The sequence below is a fragment of the Parasphingopyxis marina genome (assembly GCF_014237875.1).
GTDB classification, from domain to species: domain Bacteria; phylum Pseudomonadota; class Alphaproteobacteria; order Sphingomonadales; family Sphingomonadaceae; genus Parasphingopyxis; species Parasphingopyxis marina.
Genome location: NZ_JACJVJ010000001.1, coordinates 444,055 through 467,207, shown reverse-complemented (window position 1 = coordinate 467,207; position 23,153 = coordinate 444,055). Strand labels below are relative to the sequence as shown.

At 64.4% G+C, this 23,153-nt stretch carries 36 protein-coding genes; 21 read left to right on the top strand and 15 right to left on the bottom strand.

The features are described from left to right. Positions 1–474: a hypothetical protein gene (locus H6P80_RS02345; protein ID WP_185799736.1), complete on the top strand. Its 474-nt coding sequence runs from the start codon at positions 1–3 to the stop codon at positions 472–474. A gap of 307 nt (positions 475–781) precedes the next feature. Beyond that, positions 782–1,606: a hypothetical protein gene (locus H6P80_RS02340; RefSeq protein WP_185799735.1), complete on the top strand. Its 825-nt coding sequence runs from the start codon at positions 782–784 to the stop codon at positions 1,604–1,606. Between the two features lie 536 nt (positions 1,607–2,142). Here the strand turns inward: H6P80_RS02340 and H6P80_RS02335 are convergent. After that, on the bottom strand, positions 2,143–3,063 hold the full coding sequence (locus tag H6P80_RS02335) for an alpha/beta fold hydrolase (RefSeq protein ID WP_185799734.1): 921 nt from the start codon (positions 3,061–3,063) through the stop codon (positions 2,143–2,145). 195 nt (positions 3,064–3,258) lie between these two features. On the opposite strand from H6P80_RS02335, the gene H6P80_RS02330 reads away from it, so the two are divergent. Further along, on the top strand, positions 3,259–3,471 hold the full coding sequence (locus tag H6P80_RS02330; protein ID WP_185799733.1) for a hypothetical protein: 213 nt from the start codon (positions 3,259–3,261) through the stop codon (positions 3,469–3,471). Positions 3,472–3,501: 30 nt separating this feature from the next. Here the strand turns inward: H6P80_RS02330 and H6P80_RS02325 are convergent, their stop codons facing one another. The 3 genes from H6P80_RS02325 to H6P80_RS02315 form a co-directional block, all read right to left on the bottom strand. Continuing rightward, positions 3,502–4,374: a toll/interleukin-1 receptor domain-containing protein gene (locus tag H6P80_RS02325; RefSeq protein WP_185799732.1), complete on the bottom strand. Its 873-nt coding sequence runs from the start codon at positions 4,372–4,374 to the stop codon at positions 3,502–3,504. A 69-nt stretch (positions 4,375–4,443) separates the two neighbouring features. Then, positions 4,444–4,995 carry a hypothetical protein gene (locus H6P80_RS02320; RefSeq protein ID WP_185799731.1) on the bottom strand — a complete coding sequence of 184 codons (552 nt, stop codon included), beginning with the start codon at positions 4,993–4,995 and terminating at the stop codon, positions 4,444–4,446. A gap of 52 nt (positions 4,996–5,047) precedes the next feature. Further along, positions 5,048–5,683 carry a thermonuclease family protein gene (locus H6P80_RS02315; protein WP_185799730.1) on the bottom strand — a complete coding sequence of 212 codons (636 nt, stop codon included), beginning with the start codon at positions 5,681–5,683 and terminating at the stop codon, positions 5,048–5,050. Between the two features lie 272 nt (positions 5,684–5,955). Between H6P80_RS02315 and H6P80_RS02310 the strand changes: the two genes are divergently transcribed. Beyond that, positions 5,956–6,282: a TraR/DksA family transcriptional regulator gene (locus H6P80_RS02310; protein WP_185799729.1), complete on the top strand. Its 327-nt coding sequence runs from the start codon at positions 5,956–5,958 to the stop codon at positions 6,280–6,282. A 124-nt stretch (positions 6,283–6,406) separates the two neighbouring features. After that, positions 6,407–6,736, top strand: coding sequence for a hypothetical protein (locus tag H6P80_RS02305; RefSeq protein ID WP_185799728.1), 330 nt, complete (start codon positions 6,407–6,409; stop codon positions 6,734–6,736). Positions 6,737–6,780: 44 nt separating this feature from the next. Here the strand turns inward: H6P80_RS02305 and H6P80_RS02300 are convergent, their stop codons facing one another. Next, positions 6,781–7,089 carry a DUF167 domain-containing protein gene (locus H6P80_RS02300; protein WP_185799727.1) on the bottom strand — a complete coding sequence of 103 codons (309 nt, stop codon included), beginning with the start codon at positions 7,087–7,089 and terminating at the stop codon, positions 6,781–6,783. Positions 7,090–7,158: 69 nt separating this feature from the next. Between H6P80_RS02300 and H6P80_RS02295 the strand changes: the two genes are divergently transcribed. The 3 genes from H6P80_RS02295 (at position 7,159) to H6P80_RS02285 (ending at position 8,756) form a co-directional block, all read left to right on the top strand. After that, positions 7,159–7,695: a hypothetical protein gene (locus tag H6P80_RS02295; RefSeq protein WP_185799726.1), complete on the top strand. Its 537-nt coding sequence runs from the start codon at positions 7,159–7,161 to the stop codon at positions 7,693–7,695. 158 nt (positions 7,696–7,853) lie between these two features. After that, on the top strand, positions 7,854–8,213 hold the full coding sequence (locus tag H6P80_RS02290) for a glycine zipper 2TM domain-containing protein (protein WP_185799725.1): 360 nt from the start codon (positions 7,854–7,856) through the stop codon (positions 8,211–8,213). Positions 8,214–8,486: 273 nt separating this feature from the next. Then, positions 8,487–8,756: a hypothetical protein gene (locus H6P80_RS02285; protein WP_185799724.1), complete on the top strand. Its 270-nt coding sequence runs from the start codon at positions 8,487–8,489 to the stop codon at positions 8,754–8,756. On the opposite strand, the gene H6P80_RS02280 is transcribed toward H6P80_RS02285, so the two are convergent. Beyond that, a complete protein-coding gene (locus H6P80_RS02280) occupies positions 8,753–9,343 on the bottom strand; it encodes an SOUL family heme-binding protein (RefSeq protein ID WP_185799723.1) in 591 nt (196 codons plus the stop codon). The two genes, H6P80_RS02285 and H6P80_RS02280, sit on opposite strands and share 4 nt — an antisense overlap. Positions 9,344–9,385: 42 nt before the next feature. Continuing rightward, positions 9,386–9,808, bottom strand: coding sequence for an ExbD/TolR family protein (locus H6P80_RS02275; RefSeq protein WP_185799722.1), 423 nt, complete (start codon positions 9,806–9,808; stop codon positions 9,386–9,388). A gap of 99 nt (positions 9,809–9,907) precedes the next feature. Between H6P80_RS02275 and H6P80_RS02270 the strand changes: the two genes are divergently transcribed. Then, positions 9,908–10,345: a DUF1330 domain-containing protein gene (locus H6P80_RS02270; protein ID WP_185799721.1), complete on the top strand. Its 438-nt coding sequence runs from the start codon at positions 9,908–9,910 to the stop codon at positions 10,343–10,345. On the opposite strand, the gene H6P80_RS02265 is transcribed toward H6P80_RS02270, so the two are convergent. Beyond that, the gene (locus H6P80_RS02265; protein ID WP_185799720.1) at positions 10,342–10,563 is read right to left on the bottom strand and encodes a hypothetical protein; all 222 of its coding nucleotides are present in this window, start codon (positions 10,561–10,563) and stop codon (positions 10,342–10,344) included. The two genes, H6P80_RS02270 and H6P80_RS02265, sit on opposite strands and share 4 nt — an antisense overlap. 86 nt (positions 10,564–10,649) lie before the next feature. Here H6P80_RS02265 and H6P80_RS02260 point away from each other — a divergent pair, with 86 nt between their 5' ends. Next, positions 10,650–11,141, top strand: coding sequence for a hypothetical protein (locus H6P80_RS02260; protein WP_185799719.1), 492 nt, complete (start codon positions 10,650–10,652; stop codon positions 11,139–11,141). Positions 11,142–11,277: 136 nt separating this feature from the next. Beyond that, positions 11,278–12,057: a hypothetical protein gene (locus H6P80_RS02255; RefSeq protein ID WP_185799718.1), complete on the top strand. Its 780-nt coding sequence runs from the start codon at positions 11,278–11,280 to the stop codon at positions 12,055–12,057. On the opposite strand, the gene H6P80_RS02250 is transcribed toward H6P80_RS02255, so the two are convergent. Then, on the bottom strand, positions 12,054–12,530 hold the full coding sequence (locus H6P80_RS02250) for an MgtC/SapB family protein (RefSeq protein WP_235973692.1): 477 nt from the start codon (positions 12,528–12,530) through the stop codon (positions 12,054–12,056). The genes H6P80_RS02255 and H6P80_RS02250 overlap by 4 nt on opposite strands. 84 nt (positions 12,531–12,614) lie before the next feature. On the opposite strand from H6P80_RS02250, the gene crcB reads away from it, so the two are divergent. From crcB to H6P80_RS02220, 6 genes are read left to right on the top strand one after another with little or no spacing between them, the layout of a single operon-like run. Further along, positions 12,615–12,992, top strand: coding sequence for a fluoride efflux transporter CrcB (crcB, locus tag H6P80_RS02245; RefSeq protein WP_185799716.1), 378 nt, complete (start codon positions 12,615–12,617; stop codon positions 12,990–12,992). Then, entirely contained in the window at positions 12,989–14,116 is a 1,128-nt protein-coding gene (locus H6P80_RS02240) for an RluA family pseudouridine synthase (protein WP_185799715.1), read from the top strand. Before crcB ends, H6P80_RS02240 begins: the two co-directional genes overlap by 4 nt. Then, complete coding sequence (locus H6P80_RS02235) at positions 14,116–14,712, top strand: FMN-binding negative transcriptional regulator (protein ID WP_185799714.1); 597 nt, start codon at positions 14,116–14,118, stop codon at positions 14,710–14,712. The genes H6P80_RS02240 and H6P80_RS02235 overlap by 1 nt, the downstream gene beginning before the upstream one ends. Then, positions 14,709–15,371, top strand: a complete 663-nt coding sequence (locus tag H6P80_RS02230; RefSeq protein WP_185799713.1) for an HAD-IA family hydrolase — start codon at positions 14,709–14,711, stop codon at positions 15,369–15,371. Before H6P80_RS02235 ends, H6P80_RS02230 begins: the two co-directional genes overlap by 4 nt. Next, positions 15,368–15,601 (top strand): hypothetical protein, encoded by a 234-nt coding sequence (locus tag H6P80_RS02225; protein ID WP_185799712.1) that lies wholly within the window; start codon positions 15,368–15,370, stop codon positions 15,599–15,601. The genes H6P80_RS02230 and H6P80_RS02225 overlap by 4 nt, the downstream gene beginning before the upstream one ends. Before the next feature lie 10 nt (positions 15,602–15,611). Continuing rightward, positions 15,612–16,310 carry an ATP12 family chaperone protein gene (locus tag H6P80_RS02220; RefSeq protein WP_185799711.1) on the top strand — a complete coding sequence of 233 codons (699 nt, stop codon included), beginning with the start codon at positions 15,612–15,614 and terminating at the stop codon, positions 16,308–16,310. Here H6P80_RS02220 and H6P80_RS02215 read toward each other — a convergent pair. After that, on the bottom strand, positions 16,307–16,894 hold the full coding sequence (locus H6P80_RS02215; RefSeq protein WP_185799710.1) for a hypothetical protein: 588 nt from the start codon (positions 16,892–16,894) through the stop codon (positions 16,307–16,309). The genes H6P80_RS02220 and H6P80_RS02215 overlap by 4 nt on opposite strands. A gap of 66 nt (positions 16,895–16,960) precedes the next feature. Then, the gene (gene gmk / locus H6P80_RS02210; RefSeq protein ID WP_185799709.1) at positions 16,961–17,587 is read right to left on the bottom strand and encodes a guanylate kinase; all 627 of its coding nucleotides are present in this window, start codon (positions 17,585–17,587) and stop codon (positions 16,961–16,963) included. 50 nt (positions 17,588–17,637) lie between these two features. On the opposite strand from gmk, the gene H6P80_RS02205 reads away from it, so the two are divergent. After that, positions 17,638–18,102 carry a YybH family protein gene (locus tag H6P80_RS02205; protein ID WP_185799708.1) on the top strand — a complete coding sequence of 155 codons (465 nt, stop codon included), beginning with the start codon at positions 17,638–17,640 and terminating at the stop codon, positions 18,100–18,102. Beyond that, positions 18,099–18,665 (top strand): DUF2585 domain-containing protein, encoded by a 567-nt coding sequence (locus H6P80_RS02200; protein WP_328804918.1) that lies wholly within the window; start codon positions 18,099–18,101, stop codon positions 18,663–18,665. The genes H6P80_RS02205 and H6P80_RS02200 overlap by 4 nt, the downstream gene beginning before the upstream one ends. Here the strand turns inward: H6P80_RS02200 and H6P80_RS02195 are convergent. From H6P80_RS02195 to H6P80_RS02180, 4 genes are all read right to left on the bottom strand, one after another. Then, a complete protein-coding gene (locus tag H6P80_RS02195; RefSeq protein ID WP_185799706.1) occupies positions 18,662–18,970 on the bottom strand; it encodes a hypothetical protein in 309 nt (102 codons plus the stop codon). The two genes, H6P80_RS02200 and H6P80_RS02195, sit on opposite strands and share 4 nt — an antisense overlap. Then, complete coding sequence (locus H6P80_RS02190; RefSeq protein WP_185799705.1) at positions 18,967–19,836, bottom strand: mechanosensitive ion channel family protein; 870 nt, start codon at positions 19,834–19,836, stop codon at positions 18,967–18,969. The genes H6P80_RS02195 and H6P80_RS02190 overlap by 4 nt, the downstream gene beginning before the upstream one ends. Positions 19,837–19,930: 94 nt before the next feature. Then, entirely contained in the window at positions 19,931–21,325 is a 1,395-nt protein-coding gene (fumC, locus tag H6P80_RS02185) for a class II fumarate hydratase (RefSeq protein ID WP_185799704.1), read from the bottom strand. A 49-nt stretch (positions 21,326–21,374) separates the two neighbouring features. Further along, positions 21,375–21,857, bottom strand: a complete 483-nt coding sequence (locus H6P80_RS02180) for an SspB family protein (RefSeq protein WP_185799703.1) — start codon at positions 21,855–21,857, stop codon at positions 21,375–21,377. A 79-nt stretch (positions 21,858–21,936) separates the two neighbouring features. Here H6P80_RS02180 and hisB point away from each other — a divergent pair, with 79 nt between their 5' ends. Both hisB and hisH read left to right on the top strand, forming a co-directional pair. Continuing rightward, positions 21,937–22,530, top strand: a complete 594-nt coding sequence (hisB, locus tag H6P80_RS02175) for an imidazoleglycerol-phosphate dehydratase HisB (RefSeq protein WP_185799702.1) — start codon at positions 21,937–21,939, stop codon at positions 22,528–22,530. Beyond that, complete coding sequence (gene hisH / locus H6P80_RS02170) at positions 22,527–23,147, top strand: imidazole glycerol phosphate synthase subunit HisH (protein ID WP_185799701.1); 621 nt, start codon at positions 22,527–22,529, stop codon at positions 23,145–23,147. The genes hisB and hisH overlap by 4 nt, the downstream gene beginning before the upstream one ends. Positions 23,148–23,153 lie beyond the last annotated feature (6 nt).

Sequence of the window (23,153 nt, the reverse complement as noted above, 5' to 3'; positions counted from 1 at the left end):
ATGGCGAAAATATCAAAATCGCCCAAAATCAAACATCCACTCCGGAAAGTGGATAAATGGGAACGTTACGATCAGCTTTTAGAAGAGCTTAACTATCTCACTCAAGCGAAGCGAGAAACCGAAGATGGTTTCGTAAAAACGATCATTCAGCTTAGCGCTGCGATTCTCTTACTTGTTCCAACATTTTTCAGCTCACAGGCATTGCAAGGTCAAAAGCCTTCCAACATACTGATATGCGGATTGAGCCTGATAGCCATTTCATTGCTGGCGAGCCTGTCAGAGCAATACCTTAGCTCACGAGCGTATACGTCTCAGATATCAAAAACGGAAAAATACTATAAAATGGAGATATCTGATATAGATCCACCGGATATTTCATTGTGGGTCTCTCGCCTTCTGCTCACATCTTTCGCTGGATTTATTTTAGGTATATTATTGCTGGCGTACGCCATTCTTAGAGGACCATGGAGTTGAAATTGGCGAACAGCCCTACACCTCCCCCACCGCCTCCTTCACCACGGCCACTACACGATAGCCCCGGTCGGTCTGTACCGCGAACGCCACCGCCACCGCCGCCAACAGGGCCGCGACGGAAATAAGGTAGCGGAATTACGGTGACAGTTCACTAACTAGCACCGTCGTCGCATGCGTCTTTCCGTCATGCCCAACTTAATCCTGCATCCAGAGCCGCAAGCGAAACTGCCCAAGCCCTAGACCCCAGATCAAGTCGGCAAGTATCAGAGTCTGCTATACGTGACATAGCAACTGACACGGAGTCGATATGCGGGAGAAAGTTTACCGAAGCCTAGTTAGCACTCCCGGTGTTGCCGTGGGCTTCATCAACACCGCCGCAGGCTTATTCGGAACTTTTGCATCAGAAGACGCGCGGAATGCCGTGGGTGACATTATGACCGCCGACACTATTCAGACAATCGGCATCGTCATGCTGGGCGTCTCGGTGTTCTATTTTGCTGCGCTATGGTTGCTGAAGCCCACGAATACCGTCGTCGAACAGTCAGGTGCAGGCGGCTCAAGCCAAAAAGCTGGCGACAATTCGACCCAACAAGCTTGGCACTTGCCCGGCGCGAAAATTGAAACCGCTATTTTTGGCGGACCGCCCGCCCCGGCGGCAGCGCAACCCGCACGACAGGCCGAATCCTCCCGTACCGCTGGAGAAGGAACTGAGAAATTCCGCAAAAACGAACTTGCTGCGAAACGAGCCAGGGCGAGACAAGAAGCTGAATTAGACTATGATATGACGGGAATTCAGGTGGCGATGCGCCTCGAATCTATATTGGGGCCGGTACCTGAGGACGCCGAGTCTTATCAGAAGTGGGCGAAAAAAGTGCGCCTCGAAATCCAAGACAGAGTCTATAACAAGAACATGGCGACATGGGGACGCTCGGGCGAGGATGGAGAAACTGCATTAACCCGAATTGCGCCGTGGAGATGGAGCAACGCTCGATTCCATTTCTGGGAAAATGTGCTTCGAATTCCGGAGATCGGGTTCGTGGCGGTATTCACAGACATCAGATTTAACAAAAGCCAAGTCGATCTGATTTGGCCAGAAAAAGACGATGGACCGCAAACTACAACCGACGTTTGACGCGCTCCTGCGCGCCAAAACCGGCCCTAGGCCGAAAGCCGTCATCATCGGATCGGCCATCGAATGGAAAATTGCGGATTGCGGTGACAGTTCACTAATTAGCGTCGTCCTCTCGCATAGGGCCGGGCCATTCCTTCCTCGATCAGCACCGCGCCCACCGATTACCCGCTCACTGAGGTGCGGCGGAGCAGGCGGCCATAGCGGTCCCGGTCTCGCCCGGAGGCTCCCAGCGCAACCTCTCCCATAGTCCGCAATGCGCGCAGCCGACACCGGTCCGGCTTACGATCCTATTTGCTGTCCTACAGGCGGGGCGATCGGCTATCCTCGCGCGTCCGCAGCCCGGATAGCCGTTTGGGAGATGCCGCCTGGATCCGATTGCCGCCGTCGGCGCCCTTTTTCGAAGGTCACACCCGCCGCGCCGCGCGGGCGCCCGCCGATCGCCGCAAGCCCGCGGAAATCGGGGGATGGCCGCGCTTCGCCCCGGCGCGCCGATGCCCCGTGTTTACACCCCTTCCGTGTCAAGCGGCGGCTGCGCCCTAGCGCGCGTCCAGAAAGGCCCGCGCCATCGCCACGGTCGCGGCCGGGTTTTCCTCCATGATCCAGTGCCCGGAATCGGGGATCACGGCCTCGGTCACGTCGCTCGCCGCGGCGCGCATCACCGCCGCCATCTGCGGGCCGAACGATCCTTCGCCGCCCGCCGCGAGCACCGGCATCGCCAGCGGCCCGCCCTCGGCGATCATCGCGCGGTTGTCGATCGCGTCCTGGTCGAACGCGGCGAACTGGGCGAAGCCGGCATGCATCGCGCCGGGCAGCGCGTAGAGCGCGGCATAATGCGCGCGCGAGGCTTCGTCGAAACGTTCGCGATGCGCGGAAAACTCGTTCCAGAAGCGATCGAGATAGATGCGCTCGCGCCCCGCCACCAGCCGCTCCATGTCCGGCCCGCCGAAGCGGAAATGCCAGAGCAGCGGGTTCGTCAGGATTTCCTCCCACGGCCCGATGCCCGGCACCGGCGCGTCGATCAGCATCAGCCGGGTGACCCGGCCGCGATGCCCGGCGGCGAGCGCGAAACCGACCATATTGCCGATATCGTGCGCGACGATATCCGCCCGCGCGATGCCGAGCGCGTCCATCAGCCCGGCGATATCCTGCCCCTGCGTGCGCTTGTCATAGCCGCCCTCGGGCCGGTCCGACAGGCCCATGCCACGCAGGTCCGGCGCGATGACGGTGTGATCGCGCATCAGATCGGCCGCCATCGGCGCCCACATATCGCCGGTTTCGCCATAGCCGTGGAGCAGGATCACCGCCGGGCCGGCCCCGCCGATGCGGACATGGAGCGTGGTGCCGTTGGTGGCGATCCGTTCGGTCCGGAAACCATCGGGATAGGGGGGAACCTCCGCGGCGGCGGCGCCTGCGGCGAAAATCAGGAGGATAAGGAAGGCGGCGACAAGCTTGATCATGGCGACAGCTCCGGCGCGCACTGTGCGGCCAGCCATTTTACACCCGGCCGCGCCGGACGCGAAACGAAATCGTCGGGGCTCTTCCGTCCCGCCCTTGCCCGCCCGGCGGCCGCGCCGGTGCGGCGCCGTTTCGGATGCATCTGCGGCTCCATCGCCGGGCCCGGCGCGCTAGCCTGGGCGGCGGAGGAGGCGGCGATGCCCTATTTCTATGTGAACGCGAATGCGCAGGCCAATGGCGATCATGAAGTCCATCAGAAGGATGCCGATTGCGGCCATGAACCCGAACCGAAGAACCGCGAGGGGCTGGGCTGGCACGCCAATTGCCATGGCGCGGTGGCCGAGGCGAAGAAGCGCTATCTGCAATCGAACGGCTGCTATTATTGCTGCAACGATTGCCACACGGGCTGAGGCCGAACGCGGGCAATCGGAGCCCTTCGGTCAGTCGCAGTTCGCGCCTTCGAAATCGACGAAGTGGAGGACATTGTCGGTCCGCGCATCGACGAGATAGATGCCGAGCCCGGTATCGGTCTCGACTTCCTGGAAGCCGTCCGGCTCCAGCGGGCCGAGATCCTGGTAGACGTCCGAATAGGCGACCGCGACGCGCAGCATGATCCGGCGCGAGGAGGAGTTGAAGACGTTGAAGCGCGATTTGGGGCAGACGGAAATGCCGAGCGGCCGTTCCAATACCGTTTCGTAATCGTGGAAATTGTCGACCTCCTGGTCCGTGATATTGACCCGGGGAATATCGGGATCCGGCCGGGGCGCATCCCCCTGCGCAACCTCGTCCGCCTGCGCGCCGCTATCGGCGGATTCCCCGCCGCCGATCTGCGCGGCGACCAGCGCGATGCCGATCGCCAGCGCGGCGGCCCCGGCGATCGCCCCCCCATAGCGCATCCGCCGCGCCCGGCGGCGCGTGCCGACCATCTCCTCGGCGAGATGCGTGATTTCCGACACCGGATCGCCCTTGTAGCGATAGGCGCTGAGCCCCTTGAGATAAGAGGGAAGATCGTCGAACGTCATGGTGCCGACAAGGATCGGCAGCACCCGGCCCGATGGATCGGGCCATTGCCGCTCGGCGAGCTCGAGCTCGGTCAGCGTATAGCGGCCTTCCTTGAGCGAATGCTCGGAGCACAGGAAAACCATGAGATCGCTTTTCGCGATCCGCCGCCGGATGATCCGGTCATAGCCGTCGGACGGCTTGAGCTTGTCTTCGTCGAAGAAGACGTCATGGCCGTGCTGCCTGAGGCGCGCCTGGATATCCTTGGCGAGCTTCCGGTCGTCGCTCGCATAGGACAGGAAAATCTTGCCCATCTTTCCCCCTTTGCCCGATTCGCCATAACATGGCGCAAGCCGGGGATGGAACCGGGCGAGGCGGGGCCTTTAAAAGCGCGTGGCGGAGGCGAGCCGGTCGACATAGGCATCGGCCTGGTCGGCGGGCATCGAGAGCGCGAACATGACATGGCGAAGCGCGCGGGCGCGCTGGCCCTGGAGAAGCAGCGCCTTCACCTCGCGCTCGACATATTGTTCGGGCGTGTAATCGCTTTCGCTCATCTGCGCGCGGCCGGCCGATCCTTCGCGCCGCCAGACGCGATCGAACTCGGCGCGTTCGGGCGTGGGCGCGGGGCCCGGCGCCGGATTGGATGGCGCCGGATCGGCCGGTGCCGGGTCAAAGGCTTCCGGCTCGGCGGCGATGGGACGGGTAGAGGCGGCGATGGCGGGCTGCGGCTTGGGCGGCGCGGGGCGCGGCAGCGGCGTGCGCGCGACCGGCGCGGGGCGCACGACCGGCTTCTTGCCGAACTCCCGCTTTCCGAAATCGGCGGGCGGGCCCAGCAAATCCGGCCGGTTGCCGCGCAGGCCCAGGAAAACGAACAGCGCCAGGAAGCCGCCAATGGCGACCAGCGCTCCCAATGCAATGGCGTAATAATCGTCCATAAAACCCCCGCGGCCCGATTAGCGGCAAGAGCGTCAACAACCGGTTAAAGCGCTAGGCGCACCAGCGGCGGCCGGCCGACAGCGCAAGGCCTTCGTCGACCAGCGTATCGCCGATCGAGGTGCGGCCGATATAGGCCTCGCGGACAAGCCGGCCGCCGGTAGTGCCGGTGCCGACCAGCTCCACCGGGCCGGCGTTGAGCAGCTGGATCAGCCGCGCCTGCGCCTCGGCGCCCTTTTCGCGTTCCTCGGCGCAGTTGGAGAAGCGATCGGGCGCGACGATGCCGGCCAGCTGGATCCGGTCCCCATGGACCACGAAGCTGCTGCCGTTGATGACGCAGTTTTCGCTGGCATCATAGCCGCAATCGGAAAAGCTGGTGATCCGCGCGGCGACATTGGCGGAGGCGGTGGTCACCGGACCCTGAAGGCCGAAGGCGGAAAAGGCGATGCCGAAAGCGGCAAGGGCGATGCCGAACAGGGCCATGCCCCCGACAAGCGAACCGCTCTTTTTCTCCGAAGCGGCGCCGCTGTTGGAAGCCCTGTGCCCGGTGCCGGACCGGCCGGACGCGCAGCGATCGGTCGAAACGACGCCATTGCCTTGCGGGTTGGTGCGCAGCAGCCCTTGCGGGTAGGAGAGGGGCTTGCGGCCGAACCGGGGCGGCTGCGGCGAATTGTGAACGGTGGTTTCCATAGCTTTTCTTCCCAGCGTTAATTAAGTCCTGATCTGCGCCTGAAATGCCAAGAAACCGTTAAATTACGTTATGTTACGGTTACAATCCGGCCCGCTGGGCAGGACGGAACGGTAACATGGAATGGGCGAAACCGGCGCTGCAGGCCAATCCGCCCTTCCCCTTGCCCCGGCCGGCGGCTTTGCGCTCGATCAAGGTCCGGCGGCCGGGCCCGGGCTAGCGACTCGGCACGGCGGATAGCACGCTGGACTTTCCTCTCTTGGAGTATGACCCGATGACCGATCATTCCCCCGCACAATCGAAACTCGAAGCCCAGCTCGCCGAGCTGGAGGAGCGCCAGGCGCATCTTGCCCGCGATCTGGGCGAGCCCGCCGATCCCGACAGTTCTGAACGCGCGGTGGAGCGCGAGGATGACGACGCGCTGGAGGGGCAAGCGGCGCTCGTGACCCGCGAGATCGCCTCGGTCAAGCGCGCGATCGACCGCATCGCACAGGGCGATTACGGCATCTGCGTGCGCTGCGGCGGGGATATCGCGCCCGCGCGGCTGGACGCCCGGCCCGAAGCCGCGCTCTGCATCGCCTGCGCCCGCCGCGAGGGCTGAAAACGCCGATCGGGTTGCCGCGGCGCTTCGTCGCGTCGCGCTCACGGACCGCCGCCTATCGCGCGGCGTGGATGAACCGACTCGCTTGCGGGCCGTTGGGTGTTGACCGGAAGGAGATTTTACCATGCGTAACAGCCTTGTTTCGATAGCCCTCGCCACGGCCTTCGCCATTCCCCTCGCCGCCGCCGGCGCCGACAAGGGGGAAGGCCCGGAAACCTTGGCCGGACCGATCGGCGGCGAGGAGAATGATTACTGGTACGATTATCTCGCCGACATCCGCGAGGCGCAGCAGGAACTCGACAGCGATCTTGCCCGCGCCACCGATCCCGAGGACGCCCGCGACGCCTGGGACGAATATTATGGCGAACTCGCCGACGCGCGCAGCGATTATGCCGGAGAAATGGCCGAGCGCGGGATTCGCGACGGCATCGTGATCTGGGGCGGCGACGAATAGCGCCGTTTCCCTGAGAGAGCCGGGACGGGGCCGTTCGCTTCCCCCTACCCCCCCGCTATGTGGATGGTCTTGTCCCGGCTCGTTAATCCCCGCTCGATGGTCAGCGCCGATTTCGGCTTCCCCAGCGCTTTCGCGAGCAACTTCACCACCGCCTTGTTGGCCTTGCCATCCTCGGGCACGGCGATCACCCAGACGCGCAGGCGCGGCCCGCCCGGCGCATCGCGCTCGACCGTCAGCCGGTCCCGCTTCGCGTGCGGAGTGACGCGCAGCCGCAACCGCCCGTCCACGCCGATCAGCGCAGCGATTTCGCTGGCCCCGGCCTCGGCTCTCCGTCGTTTGCCCCCGTCGCTCATCGAATCCGCTCTAGCCATCGCGGCCCCCGATACGCAATGATCGGCGCTCGTCCGAAGGGAGAGACCGCCATGGCCCGCGCCATCGCTTCGATCGCCGCCGCCCTGCTTTTATGGGCCGGCCCGCTATGGGCCCAGGCATCGCCGCCCGAGCCTGCGCCCGAAGGCGTTTCCCAGCTTCGCCATGTCATCGGGCTGTGGGACGTGACGACCGAGTTTATCGGCGAAGACGGGTCCAGCCGGGTGCTGGAGGGGCAATATCGTTTCGGCTGGGTCGTGCCCGACCGCGTGGTATCGGGCATGAGCACATTGCCCGCGCTCAACCAGGCATCGGGCATCCTTTTCTTCCTGCGCCCCGCCTCGCATGAAATCGAGATGGTTTCGGTCGGCGCCGACGGACATCTGTGGCGGATGACCGGACCCGATACGGGCGAGACGCGCGTAACCCCCGACACCCCGATGGCCGATGGATCGAGCCTCATGCTGCGTTTCACCCGCTACGATATCGGGCGGGACAGTTTCCGCTCGCGCATGGAGATATCGACCGATGGCGGCGAAAGCTGGCGAATTGGCAACCGGCAGCATTTCCGCCGAGCCGAGGGCGGCTGATCGGCCGTTCGCCGCACGGCCAGTCCGCCCCACCGCACGTTTTGACGCATTTCGGCGCGTTGTAGGAGGTTCATGAAACCACTCGTCAGGGAATCGAGTTATGCTGTTATCGGGTCGAAAAACCGATGCCCGAAAAGATCCCCGGAAAGGACCTTGTGATGCGTATTCCCCTTCTTGCTTTCGCCGCTGTCGCGATTTCCACGCCTGCGCTGGCCAATCCGCCCGCCCATGCGCCCGCCTGGGGCCATGCCGGGCACCAGCAGATCGCCTATCGCCACGGCCACGACAATGGTCGCCACCGCGGTTATGACGGCCGTATCTGGCGCGACGGCGAGGGCCGCTATCGCTGCCAGCGCGAAGACGGCACGGTCGGCCTGCTGATCGGCGGCGGGGTCGGCGCGCTTGTCGGCCGCGAAATCGACGGCGGACGCGATCGCACCGTCGGCACGATCATCGGTGCCGCCGCCGGCGCGCTGATCGGCCGGGAGATCGACCGCAGCGATGCCGAATGCCGTTAATCCCGTTTCGGGTCGCACCGAACCAAGGCGCTTTTCCGTCCGGCCCTGTCGGTATAGACAGGCAGCGGAAGGGAAAGCGCCTTGGATGCTCCGCCATCAGAATATCGGGTAATCGAGCGGGACGGTCGTCTTATCGTCCTTGAAACCCGGACCAACCGGCCGCCCAAACGCGCCGCCGAGCTTATGCCCGGACGCCCCGACCGGCGACCCGCACCTCCACCGCCGCCAAGCGCCCGAAGCGCGGAAACGCCGCCGCCCGACCGTTCGGCCGGAATGGGCCGCGACCGTATCGAAGAATTTTTTGACGACGCGTTCGGTACATCCGGACCGGAAACGGCGGGGCAGCGTCAGGACGTCTCCGACGATGGCCAGACACTGCTGCCAAAGATCTCCATAGCCCAGATCGCCGGTATCGCCGTGTTCATGATCGCCGTCTCCGTGATGGTTGGCGGCTTCACCGGCTTTGTCATCGCGGCGATCGTGATCATGGTCGCCGGCAATTTAGCGCTGAAGCAGGCGAAAGATATCGGCGGCGGACGCTAGGCGACCGGAATCAGCACCTCGTTGCGGCGCAGTGCTCCAGGGATAAACGGCGAATTGTAAAAGGCATATTCTGCCGGGCCGGACGCCTCGATTTCGTTCGCCGCCATCCATTCGCGCAGTTCGGCCTCTTTCTCCGCGAGCATCGCATCGTCCGCGTTCCCGGCGAAGCGGATCGCGGCCATCCTGCGCGCCGGGATTTCGTCGATACCGACGCCGGCGGGCGGGGGTGGCGTTTCTTCGGCCGATAACCGGACCGGCAGCATGAAGCGGGTGCGCCATTCATCCTCGTCGCCGATGCGATTGCAGAGAACCGGCGATGTCATCGGGATTTTCTTGCCGGGGCGCGAGCGGACGAAAAAATAATCGGCGAGTACGCGAAAACCGTTGCCAAAAGCCGTTTCGCGCTGTCCGGACTGCACCGTTTCCGCCACCCTGAGCGGCGGGTAATCGCGCAGCGCAAAGCGCCCTTCCTCGATCAGCAGGTCGTAATCGGGCTTTTCGCTATTGCGTTCATTGAGATAATAGGCCGCCGCCGCAACCGCCGCCGTTCCGGCTGCCGCCGCCGCAATCCATCGCGCTTTTCCCATCGCCCGATAGTGCCGGGAAACGCGCGCCCACGCAAGCGGCCGCTAGAAGCCGCCGGCGAACTCGCGATTGCCGACAAAGCCGACCCGCTGCGCACCGGATCGCGCGATCGTCGCCAACACCCGGTTGACCCGTTCGTAGCGCGCCTGAGGCGCCGCAGCGACCTCCAGAGCGGGCGCCGCCGGATCGGCAACGACTGCGTCCAGCCGCATCGCCAGTTCGGGCGTCGAGATCGCCGCGCCATCCCAGAGCAACGCGCCCTGGGCGGTAATGTCGAGCCTGTGCGTGGCGGTGGGTTCACCGATCATCGGCGGCCCGGCCGGCACGGTCATCGGGATCTTGTGCGTCATCACGGGGATCGCGACGAGGAACATGATGAGCAATACCAGCATCACGTCGATCAGCGGCGTCGTGTTGAGGTCGCTCATCGGCTTGGCGTCGATGGTCTGGATTCCGTGGCGAAACATTCTCTCTCTCCTCGAACCGGAAGCGATAATATAATGTTATATTATCGCTGCAAGGGGCGCAAGCTTGACGACGGGCCCGGCGCGGGGGACAGTCCGCGCATGACAGAGCCCCGCTATGTCGATCCCAGCCGCGCCCATTTCGACGCTTTCAAGGCGCTCGAACGGGACCAGCCGATCGCGATGCTCAACCTCGTCCGCTTTCTCGAAAGGGCGGCCTATCCCGAGGGCCACGACCTGGCCGGCAAGGGCCTGAGCGGCGCCGAGGCCTATCGGCTTTACGGGGAGGAGAGCGGGCCGGTGTTCCGGCGCGTCGGCGGCACGCTTTTATGGTCGGGCGAACCGCAATGCATGGTGATCGGGCCGGAGGAGGAGCGCTGGGACGCCGCCTTTGTCGCCCATTATCCGGCCGCCAACGCCTTTTTCGAAATGATCGCGGATCCCGACTATCAGAAAGCCGTCGTCCACCGACAGGCGGCGGTCGAAACCTCGCGGCTCATCCGCCACAAGCCGCGCGATACGGCAGGCGGTTTCGCCTAGAGTATCCCACCGCCCAGCCAGAGGCGAACGATACCGATCGCCATCACGATCAGGTTGAAATTGCGACCGCCATTGCTCGACGAGAGCTGGCCGAGGACGACCCCGACAAAGGCGATCGGGAGCATCAGCCAGTTGAGCATGCCGAACACCGGGATCAGCCCGACAAAGGCAATCACGGCGGCGATCAGCCCAACGACAAAGGAGAGAAGATTCAGCATTGGCTAGGCTCCGTCTACGCGATATTCTACTGTATTATTGATATAAGGCACTCATCGGGTCGAATCAAGGATCGAGGGAGGGCGGAATGCGGAATATCTGTGTGATCGCGGCGGCCGGGCTGGCGATGGCGGCCTGCATGCCGGGCGGCGGCGAGGCCGAACGGGAAGACGTCGCCGCGCGGGATGCCGACGGCGAAACCCCCGGCATGACCATCACCTCCGAAGACGGCAGCGTGACGATCCATACCGGCAATTCCACCGGCACCCGCGCCGGCGATCTGCCCTCCTATCCCGGCGGGCAGCCCCATGGCAGCGCGCAGATGGAGGCCAGCGCCGCCGACGGTGGCTCCGGACAGGTCGTCACCTTCCAGACCGACGATCCCCCCGCAGAGGTGATCGCCTTTTATCGCGAAGCGCTCGAAAGCCGCGGCTATACGATCGAGACCGAGGTCACGAGTACGCAGATGCATGCGGTGAGCGCTAGCCGCAATGACGGCGAGAGCGGCGCGAACATCACCGCGACCGCCACCGGGCCGAATAGCACGATGGTTTCGCTGGTCGTCGGCAATGTCGAATAGGCGGGCTGGCCCCACGGCCCCGCCTTTGGCGGAAAAGTGAAGAAATCGTAAAATTTTTTTGCGTTCACCATAAGTTTCAACGCTTTGGTAACCTTTGGCGGCGAAAATCCGGGCTTCCTTCGATGGAGCCCCGACGATGAAGCTTAACCGATTCTCAACGACTGCCGCGATCCTCGCTCTGGGGCTCGGCGTTGCCGCCTGCGGGACGGGCCAAACCGATGCCGACGCGCAGGCGATGGACGAAGCGCTGCTCGGCGAAGCCGACAATAGCGATCCGGCGCTGACCACGGCGCTCGAAGACCAGATCATGGTCGATCAGGAATTGGCCGGCCAGTCCAACGCCAATGCGGCGCTGCCCGGCGACGCGGTGAGCGGCGTTCCGATCCCCGATACGATGCACAGCATGGCCGACGCCCAGCGCGCCATCGCCCAGGGCCGCCTGCTCTCCGTTCCCGCGCCGACCCAGGGCGAAGACTGCACCGACTGCTCGGCCGGCAGCCGCAGCGCCGCGCAGGGCGAGACGACGCTCGGCGCACTGGCCCAGCGCCAGGCGAGCGAACCCGATTTCCGCGAATGCCCCGAACCCGTCGTCTATGGCATGCAATGGGCCTCCGCCCTGCCGCGGCCCTTCTCCGTCTATCCGGGGTCCGAGGTGATAGAGGCCGCCGGCAAGAACACGGAAGGCTGCCGCGTTCGCGTCGTCAGCTTCCGTACCGCGGCCTCGATGGACCGGCTGCTCGACTGGTATTATACGCGCGCCGTTCGTTCGGGCTATTCGTCCGAACACCAGCTTCGCCACGGCGATCATGTGCTGGGCGGCTATCACGCGCGCGACGAGGGTGCCTATTATATCATCTTCGCCCCGCGTTCGGGCGGCGGCACCGATGTCGACATCATCGCCAATAACGGGATCTAGTCGCCGCCGTCCTTTTCGTCGTCGCCGTTGACGGCGTGGACGCTCGACAGGCCGTTCGAAGCGAACAGCAGCGCGACCAGAATGACGCTGACGACGGCGGCCAGCCACAGATAGCCGAGCCCGCACACGATCCCGATTCCGCCGGCCGCCCAGATGGCGGCGGCCGAACCCGCGCCGCGCACATATTGTTCGTCGCGAAACAGCGCGCCGGCGCCCAGAAAGCCGATCCCGGTCATGATTCCGGCAAACACCTTGCCGGGATCGATCGAGAGCTGCGGATCGTCCGACTGGACGGCAAATTCGGTAATCCCGATGACCAGTGCGGCGGAGGTGACCGCAACCATGATGAACGGCCGGAAATCGAACGGCTTTTCGTGGTAGGATCGTTCATAGCCAAGGGCGGCGGCGAACAGGAAGGCGGAGCCGAGCCGGGCGAGCATGTCCCCCCAGCCCAGCGAATAAGGCGTAAACATTGTTTCCATAGCGCCTTAAACGCACGAACGCCGGAATGGTTCGCACGACTGGCGAAGCGCTGCGGCCTCGGCTAGAGGGCGGCTATGCCACCTATCCTTCTCGTCATGGCCGGCGGGGCGATCGGCGCGGGGACGCGCTTCCTGCTCGGCCGTTATACGCTGCACCAGTTCGGGCCCGGCTTTCCCTGGGGCACGCTGGGCGCGAACATCATCGGCGGCTTCGCGATGGGGCTGCTGGTCGGCATACTCGCGCGCTATGTCGATGGCGGCGAAGGCTGGCGGCTTTTTGTCGGCGTCGGCCTGCTCGGCGGCTTCACGACCTTTTCCGCGTTCAGCCTCGAAACCGTCAACATGATCGAGAGAGGGGCGTTCGGCATCGCTATCGGCTATGCGCTGGTTTCGGTGCTCGCCTCGGTCGGCGCGCTGTTTATCGGCCTGTGGATCGTCAGGGCAACCGCATGAGCAAGACTTTCACCGACGATGTCCGCCAGTTCACGGTCGATGCCGAGGATGACGGCATCCGCCTCGATCGCTGGTTCAAACGGCATCTGCCCGAAGCGACCTTCAACATCGTCTCGCGCTGGTCGCGTACCGGCCAGTTGCGGCTCGACGGCAAGCGGGCCGCGCCGGGCGACCGGATCGAGACCGGGCAGCTGATCCGCGTGCCCCCGGCCGAAGCGCCCAAATCGGCAAAGCCGAAACGCGAGCGCGCACCGCTGAGCCGGGACCAGATCGATTTCGCGCGCAGCCTGGATTTCCATCGCGACAAATCCGCGCTCGTGCTCAACAAGCCGCCGGGCCTCGCGACCCAGGGCGGAACCAAGACCAAGGATCATGTCGACGGGCTGCTCGACGCGCTCGATTATGATCTCGATACCCGGCCGAAACTCGTCCACCGGCTCGACAAGGATACGAGCGGCGTGTTGCTCGTCGCGCGCACGCCCAGGGCCGCCGCCTATTTCTCCAAGCTCTTTTCGACGCGCAAGACGGTGAAGATATACTGGGCGATCGTGATCGGCGTGCCCGAAATTCAGGATGGCGTGATCGACCTGCCGCTCGCGAAACAGCCCGGCACGGGCGGCGAGAAAATGCATGTCGACGAAAGCGGCCAGCAGGCGAAAACGCGTTACAAGGTGATCGAGCGCGCCGGCAACCGCGCTGCCTTTGTCGCGCTGCAGCCCTATACCGGGCGCACGCACCAGCTGCGCGCGCATATGGCGGCGATCGGCCACCCGATCGTCGGCGACGGCAAATATGGCGCCTCCGAAGCCTTTTTGACCGGCAATATCAGCCGCAAACTGCACCTTCACGCCCGCCGTCTCGTCCTGCCCCATCCCGATGGCGGCACGCTCGACGTCACCGCGGAGCTGCCCGAGCATTTCACGGCGACGCTCGCCAGTCTCGGCTTCGATCCGGCGCTCGCCGATCATGCCCTCGACGAAGCGCCGCCGGAAGGCCAGCGCGCCGCGCAAAAGCGTGCCGCCAAGGCTTATGCCAAAGATGTCCGGAAGGCGCGGCGCGGCGAACGGCGCCAGCGCGGCACCGGCAATATGAGGAATGGCGATGCGAAGAAAGGACGCCGCTGATGCACCCCAATACCCGCTTCCACTGGCAGGACCGCGAGGCGATGGCCGATTTCGTGCGCACGATCGGCTTCGGCACGCTGTTCGCCGAAACGCCGGACGGCCCGCGCGTTGCCCATCTGCCGGGCCTGCTCGAGGGCGACCGGCTGTTCTTCCATCTCGCCAATGGCAATGCGTTGCGCCGGCATCTCGAAGGCAAGACCGCCTTGTTCGTGATAACCGGCGCCGACGCCTATGTGAGCCCGGACTGGTATGGCGAGCCCGATCACGTGCCGACATGGAATTATGTTTCCGTCGAGCTTGAAGGAAGCGTGGCGAAGCTTTCGAAGGACGAGCTGGTCGCGGGGATCGACGCGCTGGCGGCCGAGCATGAAGGCCGGCTCGAAAAAACGCCCTGGACGCGCGCCAAGATGGCCGATGGGCTGTTCGACAAGATGACCGGCGCGATCACCGGCTTCGCGATGGAGGTGAAGGCCTGGCGCGGCACGATCAAGCTCGGCCAGAACCAGAGCGAGCAAGCGCGAAGGGGCGCCGCCGATGCGATCGAGGCGAACGGCCGCGCCGCCATCGCCCATTGGATGCGCAATCTCGACGCATGAGCATTCGCCTCGCCATTTTCGATTGCGACGGCACGCTCGTCGATAGCCAGGGCAATATCTGCGAGGCGATGGAACGCGCCTTCACGGATGCAGGCCTCGAGCCGCCGCCCCGGTCCGCCACCCGCCGCGTCGTCGGCCTGAGCCTGGTCGAAGCGATGCAGGTGCTGCTTCCCCGCGCCCATCCCGACGAGCATGTCACGATGGCCGATGCCTACAAGGCCGCCTTTTTCGCGCTGCGCGCCGGCGGCGAAGTCCATGAGCCGCTGTACGAGGGCATATCCGAGACCATCGACACGCTCGAAGGATCGGGCTGGCTGCTCGGCGTCGCGACCGGCAAATCGGACCGCGGGCTCGCCCATGTGCTGGCCAAGCATGACCTCACCCACCGTTTCGCCACCCTGCACACCGCCGACCGCCATCCCTCCAAGCCGCACCCTTCGATGATCGAGGCCTGCCTTGCCGATACCGGTGCGGAAGCAGCACGCGCAGCGATCATCGGCGATACGAGCTTCGACATGGCGATGGGCAAGGCGGCGGGCGTGCTGGCCGTCGGCGTCGCCTGGGGCTATCACGAGGCCGACGAACTTGTCTCGGCAGGGGCGGATATCGTCGCCGAGCATCCCGACGAACTTGCCGGTATATTGGAGAGGATTGCATGAGCCCCGAAGACCGCGAACGGCTGGCCAAATCCCGCTGGCAGATGCTGCAACTGCTGCGCTTCACCGGTATCGTGCTGATGATCTTGGGGATGTGGATCTGGGCCGGCGACATATTGCGCATCGGCGGCTGGCCGCTGGTCGGCCTTCCGCTGTTCGCGCTCGGCGCGTTCGAGGCGATCCTGCTGCCCACGATCCTCGCCCGCCGGTGGAAGAGCCCGCCCTCCAAATGAAGGCTGGACGATGAAGCGCTTTTACGACGAAGCCAAGGCGGTCCGCACCGATCGCGGCTGGGGGATCGCGCTCGACGGCCGGCCGGTGAAGACGCCCGCGCGCGCCGCGCTGGCCGTGCCGAGCGAGCAGCTCGGCTATGGCATCGCTGCGGAATGGAACGGCCAGGCCGAGGAAATCGATCCGCTTTCGATGCCACTGACCGGCCTTGCCAATGCGGCGATCGACAGAATCGCGCCCGATCCCGAAGGCTTCGCTTCGGAGCTGGCCGTGTTCGGCGAAACCGATCTCTTTTGCTATCGTGTCGACAGCCCGGCGGAACTCGCCAAACGCCAATACGAGGCCTGGGATCCGCTGCTCGACTGGGCGATGCGGCGCTACGATATCGGCTTCGAAACGACGACCGATATCGTCCACCGCGCCCAGCCCGATGAAACCGTCGCGCGGCTCAAGGCCGCGGTGGAGGCCTATGACGCCTTTCATCTCGCGCCGCTCTCGCCGCTCGTCCGGCTCAGTGGATCGCTGATCGGCGCGCTGGCGCTCGTCGAAGGCGCGTTCGAAGAGGACGCGGTTTGGGAGGCGACCCGGCTCGACGAGGATTGGCAGGAAGCACAATGGGGCGAGGATGAGGAAGCGATCGCCACCCGCGATGCGAAGCGGCGCGAATTCGCCGCCGCGATGCGCTTCCTGCGGCTGCTCGACGCCTCCTAGGCCTTCTCTTCCCCGAAGCGGTCGTCGCTGTCGATCCGGTTCGGCAGGAACCATTTCGCGATCACGGCACCGCCGGCGATGAAGATCACCGCGTCGGCGATGGCGACGTAGATATGATAGGTCCAGTCCTGATGATACCAGATCGGGGTTCCGGCGTGCATGAACACCGACGCGGCTATCCCGAACAGTATGATGATCGACAGCCGCGCGCCGAAATCGCGGACATGGCCGGCCAGCGAATAAAGCGCGCCGCCCAGCAGGAAGGCGGTGATCAGCATATGCACGAAACCGCCGACCAGGGACCCGCTGTCGCCGAGCGCGAAACCGCTCGGATTATAGTGGATCATCGCGATCGGGCCGTCGATATACATACGCTGCTGCGCTTCGCCGTCCGGATAGGGCACGAGCACGGTATCCGCACCGCTGGCGTCCATATTCGCGGCGAGCACCGACTGGATCGCCGCCGCTTCCTCGTCGCCCAGCCCGCCGACATGGATATTGGCGAGCGGCGTCGCATAGAAGACGAATCCGATGACGAACATCGCGACGGCCGCCGCGATCGAACCGATGAAGACGCGTATCATGAGGCCCTCTCCCTGTTTCTCAGGTAAAGGCTAAGCCTGTTGCGGGGAATTGAAAAGGCCGATCCCTCAGCCGATCAGCGTGCGGACGAAATCGACGAGGCCGGTGCGCCGGGCGCGCCGCAGCCGTTCCGCCTCGAGGATCGCCTGCGCCTTGGCGGCGCAGCTTTCGGCATCGTCATTGACGAGAACATAATCATATTCGGCCCAATGGCTGATCTCGGCCGCGGCGCGCTCCATCCGCCCGGCGATCACCTCGTCGCTATCGGTGCCCCGCCCGCGCAGCCGGCGCTCCAGTTCCGCCATCGAGGGCGGCAGGATGAAGACCCGGACGATGTCGGGATCGACCTGTTTCAGCTGCTGCGTGCCCTGCCAGTCGATATCGAGCAGCACGTCTCGCCCGGCTGCCAGCGTCCGGTCCACCTCGGCTTTCAGGGTGCCGTAGCGATTGGTGAAGACATGCGCCCATTCGAGAAAGGCCCCGTCTTCGATCATCGCGTCGAACTCGGCATCGGTCTTGAAGTGATAATGGCTGCCGTCGACCTCGCCGGCGCGGATCGGCCGCGTCGTCGCCGATACCGACAGGGTAAGCTCGGGATCGGAGGCCAGAAGCTTGCGCGCGATTGTGGACTTGCCCGCGCCGCTCGGCGATGAAAGAACGTAGAGAAGCCCGCGACGCGTAATCGGATCTGCCATAGCGCCGGTTCGCGCACGCAGCGGAAAAGGTCAAGACGAAGGGGCGCGCTATGCGGAAATTAGCAGGATTGGCGGCGTTGGTGTTGATAGCGGGATGCAGCGCCGAAGCGCCCGCGCCCGAATGCGATTTCGATTGCACCTTCGAGCGCCACATGGCGGCGATCCAACAGGGCGACTTTCCGGCCTTCGAAGCGACGATCACCGAACGCCCCGATTTCCAGCTCATCTATCCGGGCGGCGAACGGGTGGAAGGGCTCGAAGCCTATATGGCCGACATGCGGGAGTTTCTCGCGCTCGATTTCGATTTCCAATATGAAATCGTCGAGAAGCAGGTGACCGCCGAAATGGGCTTCGCGCTGCTCGACGTCACCTTCGCGGTGGAAGGGCAGGATACGCCCTCGCGCTTCTACCTGCTGCTGGTCTTCGCGCTTCAGGACGGCGAATGGCGGCTCGTCCACGATCAGAATACGCGCCAGCCCCCCGCGGAGAATGGCGACGAAGGCGAGGCCGGGTGACCTTGGGCCTATCGCGCAAATGGTGGTTCGTTGCCGCGGCGATCGCCGTTGCCGCCGCCTTCGCCCTCTATCTGATGGGACGCAACCCGATCTGCACCTGCGGCGAGATCAAGCTCTGGGTCGGCGAGGTCCATGGCCCCGACAACAGCCAGCATATCGCCGACTGGTACACGCCGAGCCATATCATCCACGGCTTTATCTTCTACGGCCTGCTCTGGTGGTGGATGCGGAGAAGGCCGCTGGGCCTGCGCTTCTCGCTGGCGGTGGCGATCGAGGCGGGCTGGGAAGTGCTCGAAAATTCGCCGATCATCATCAACCGCTACCGCGAGGCGACGGCGGCCTTCGGCTATTCGGGCGATTCGATCATCAATTCGATGGCCGATATCGGCTGGATGGCGCTGGGTTTTCTCGTCGCGCGACGGATCGGGCTGTGGCCGACAGTAATGATCGCCCTTGGCTTCGAACTCTTCACGCTGTGGACGATCCGCGACAATCTGACCCTCAACGTCGTCATGCTCCTATGGCCGATCGACGCCATTCGGGAATGGCAGGCCGCGCTCTAGCGGCCGCGCTCATCCCGTTCCGGCGACGCGGCATCGGCGATATCGGTTTCGCCGGTGGCGCGAGCCTCGCCCATTTCCGCGTCTTCCTCGCCAAAGGCCTCGTCGTCATTCTGCGCCTCGCGGCGGCGGTCCCAGAGATATTTGGCGATCAGACCGCCCCCGACCACGGCCGCGCCGGGCAGCGACCGGGTGGCTATGCGCGTCGCGATAAGGCCGATACCGGCGCCGAGCAGGCCCCGGCCTGCGGTCTTTCCGGTGACGGCGCTTCCCAGCGCGGTGCGGGCGATGTTTCTGATCAGGCTCATTCGGCACTCTCCAGCGGTACGGCTTGTTTGAACGTATGGGTGACATAGGGGAAGGGAATCTCGATTCCCGCTTCGTCGAGCGCGCGCTTGATCGCGCGGACGACCGCGTCGCGGCTCTCATGCCCGTCGCGCGGCTTGGAGCCCGACCACCAGCGGACGAGGAAATCGACCGAGCTCGAATTGAATTCCTTGGCGAAGACGTCGATCCCGCGATCGGCGTCGATCTTCTCGCAGCTCCGGACCGCATCCTCGATGACCCTGGCCGCCTCGTCGAGATCGGTGTCGTAGGAAACGCCGGCGACAACCTCGTGCCGCCGCCCGGGCGCGTCGGTAAAAATCTCCACCGGATTCTTGAACAGCATCGCATTGGGAACGACAGTCACCTCGTTCGAAAGCTTGCGGATATAGGTTTCGCGGAGGTTGATCGCCTCAACCTTCCCGGAAATGCCCTCGCATTCGATGACGTCGCCGATCCGCATCTTCTCGCGCAGCATGATCAGGATCCCGGCGAAGAAATTCTCGAAAATATCCTGAAAGGCGAAACCGATGGCGACCGCGCCGAGCCCGAGCCCGGCAAGGATGCTCCCCGGCGTAACGCCCGGGAGGATGATCGCGGCCGTGGCGAACACGCCCACGATCCAGATGGCGATGGTCACGAAGGTTTCGATCAGCGTGAGCAGGCTCGGCCGGATCTCGGTGGTGCCGGTCAGCTTTCGGGCGATCTTTCGCCCGCCCTTGGCGACGAGCCAGGTCAGCAGCAGGATGACGATACCGACGGCGAGTTGCGGCAACATGCGGATGAATCCCTCGGCCATGTCGCCGAGCTGATCGCGTAATATCGTCAGGAAATTGCCGTCGAGTTCCATTGCGGATTCCGCCTCCTTCGTTGCAGTCACGCAACTAACGGGCGGGGCGGCAATAGGGTTCCGGCGGCGGAATCCCGGCGCCGGGATTACAAAGCTAGCGGCCCAGCATCTTCTCCGGTTTCACGACCCGGTCGAAGGTTTCCTCGTCGACCAGGCCGAGATCGAGGCCGGCCTCTTTCAAGGTCTGGCCCTTCTTATGGGCATGTTTGGCGATCGCCGCGGCATTGTCGTACCCGATTTCGGGCGCCAGCGCGGTGACCAGCATCAGGGAACGGTCGACCAGCGCCTTGATCTGCGACTCATTGGCCTCGATGCCCTCGACGCAGCGCTCGGCGAAGCTGGTCATGCCGATCGAAAGCAGCTCGATCGAACGCAGCACGTTCGATCCGATCAGCGGCATGAAAACGTTGAGCTCGAAATGCCCCTGCATCCCGCCGACGGTGACCGCCTGATTATTGCCGATCACCTGCGCGGCGACCATCGTCATCATCTCGCACTGGGTGGGATTGACCTTGCCGGGCATGATCGAGCTGCCCGGTTCGTTGGCGGGCAGCGAGAGTTCGCCCAGCCCCGAACGCGGCCCGGAGCCGAGGAAGCGGATATCGTTGGCGATCTTGTTGAGCGCCACCGCAAGCGTGTTGAGCGCACCGGAAAAGAAGACGAGCCCGTCCTTGGCGGCGAGCTGTTCGAACTTGTTAGGCGCGCTTTCGAAAGCGAATCCGGTGATGTCGCTGATCGTTTCGGCCATGTCGGTCGCCCAGCCTTCGGGCGCGTTGAGCCCGGTGCCGACCGCCGTGCCGCCGATCGCCAGCTTGGCGATATTGCCCTTGAGCGCGCCCTCGATCCGGGCCCTGCAACTGACGAGCTGCGCGGCATAGCCGGAAAATTCCTGGCCCAGGGTGAGCGGCGTCGCATCCTGCGTATGCGTCCGCCCGATCTTGACGATATGATCCCAGGCCTCGGCCTTGGCCGTCAGCGCTTTCGTCAGCACATCGAGCGCGGGCAGCAGCGCGTCGCGCGTCGCCACCGCGGTCGCGACATGGAGCGCGGTGGGGAAGCTGTCGTTCGAGCTTTGCGACATGTTGACGTGATCGTTGGGATGCACCGGCTCCTTGCCGCCGCGCGTACCGGCGAGCGCCTCGTTGGCGATGCCCGCAATCACCTCGTTGACATTCATGTTCGTCTGGGTGCCGCTGCCCGTCTGGAAGATCGTCAGCGGAAAGCTTGCGTCGAACGCGCCGCTGCGAATCTTGGTCGCCGCTTCCTCGATGGCATCGGCGATCTTCGGATCGAGCCCGTGCTTCTTGTTGGTCCGCGCCGCCGCCTGCTTCACCGCCGCCTGGGCATGAACGATGCCGATCGGCATCCGCTCATGCGCGGGAAAAGGAAAATTCTCGAGGCTGCGCTGCGTCTGCGCGCCCCAGTAAGCGTCGGCCGGCACCTCGATCGGGCCGATGGAATCGGTTTCCGTGCGCGTTTCTTCGGTCATGGCGAATCACACCCTGCTGCTTTGCCCGCCCCAATATAGGGGTTTTCGACTATTTCTTGCGTTTGAAATCCACCGCGACGACGTTCGACCCGTCCTCGACCGGTTCGACCGGCGGCGGATCGTTTTCGGCATGGTCGGCGGTTTCGGGCCCGGCGCCTTCGGTCTGGGCCTGGAATTGCAGCGCGAAATTCACCGCCGGATCGACGAAACCGGTGATCGCCGCGAAGGGCACGACCAGTATCGCGGGAACCTGGTTGAAGCTGAGCCCCACCGAAAAACCTTCTTCGGTCACCGTCAGGTCCCAGAAGCGCTTCTGCAGGACGATCGTCATCTCGTCGGGAAAGCGTTCCATCAGGTGATCGGGAATATCGACGCCCGGCGCGCGGGTCTTGAAGGTGATGTAGAAATGATGCTCGCCGGGCAGGTCTCCCGCCTCGCCCACTTCGCTCAATACGCGGCCGACAACGGCGCGCAGCGCCTCCTGGACGATCTCGTCATAGGGAATCAGGCTGTCTGGGGCGTCGTCGCTCATGGCGTTTTGGTGAACGCCCGCGCGCCGAGGGTCAAGCCGGAACGTTGCAGGCCCGGCTTTTTGAGGTATAGCGCGGCGCATGCGGACGGCCACCATCACGCGCAAGACCGGCGAGACCGATATCGCCGTCGAGATCAGCCTCGACGGCAAGGGAAACTATACCGTTTCGACCGGCATCGGCTTTCTCGATCACATGATCGAACAGCTTTCCCGCCATTCGCTGATCGACATCGATCTCAAGGTCGCGGGCGACCTGCATGTCGACCAGCATCACACGACCGAGGACAGCGCGATTGCGCTGGGCGAAGCGGTGGCCAAGGCGCTGGGCGACAAGGCCGGGATCCGCCGCTACGGCTCGGCCTATTCGCCGATGGACGAAACCCTGAGCCGGGTCGCGCTCGACATTTCGGGCCGGCCCTTCCTGGTATGGCATTCGGGTTTCACCCAGGAACGGCTCGGCGAGATGGATACCGAGCTCATCCAGCACTGGTTCCACAGCTTTGCCGGATCGGCCGGAATCACGCTGCATATCGAAACGCTGTACGGCGAGAATAACCACCATATCTGCGAAAGCATCTTCAAGGGGCTGGCGCGGGCGCTGCGCGACGCGGTGGAGATCGATCCGCGCAAGGAGGGCGCCATTCCCTCGACCAAGGGAACGCTTGGCGGATGAGCGAGCGCATTGCGCTCATCGATTATGGCGCCGGCAATCTTCGATCGGTGCATAATGCGCTGGCCGCTGCCGGGGCGGAGGGCGTCGCGGTGACGGCCGATGCCGATATCGTGCGCGCCGCCGACCGCATCGTCCTTCCCGGCGTCGGCGCCTTCGGCCATTGCCGCGACGCGCTGGCCGGGCTGCCGGGCATGATCGAGGCGCTCGGAGACGCGGTGATCGACAGGGCGCGGCCCTTTCTCGGCATCTGCGTCGGCATGCAGCTGATGGCGGCGCGCGGCGAGGAACATGGCGTGCATGAGGGACTGGGCTGGATCGCCGGTACGGTGCGGCCGCTGGTCGCGTCCGACCCCCGGCTGAAAATTCCCCATATGGGCTGGAACGATGTCGATCTCGCCGGATCGCCGCCGCTGCTGGAAAGCGGCGAGGCCTATTTCCTGCACGGCTATGCGGTCGAACTCGACGATCCGGGCGCGGCCTATGCCGTCACCGATCATGGCGGCCCGGTGACCGCCGCGATCGGCCGCGACAATATGATCGGCGTCCAGTTCCACCCCGAAAAATCCCAAGGCTACGGCCTGTCCTTCCTGCGCCGTTTCCTGGACTGGCAACCCTGAGGTTCG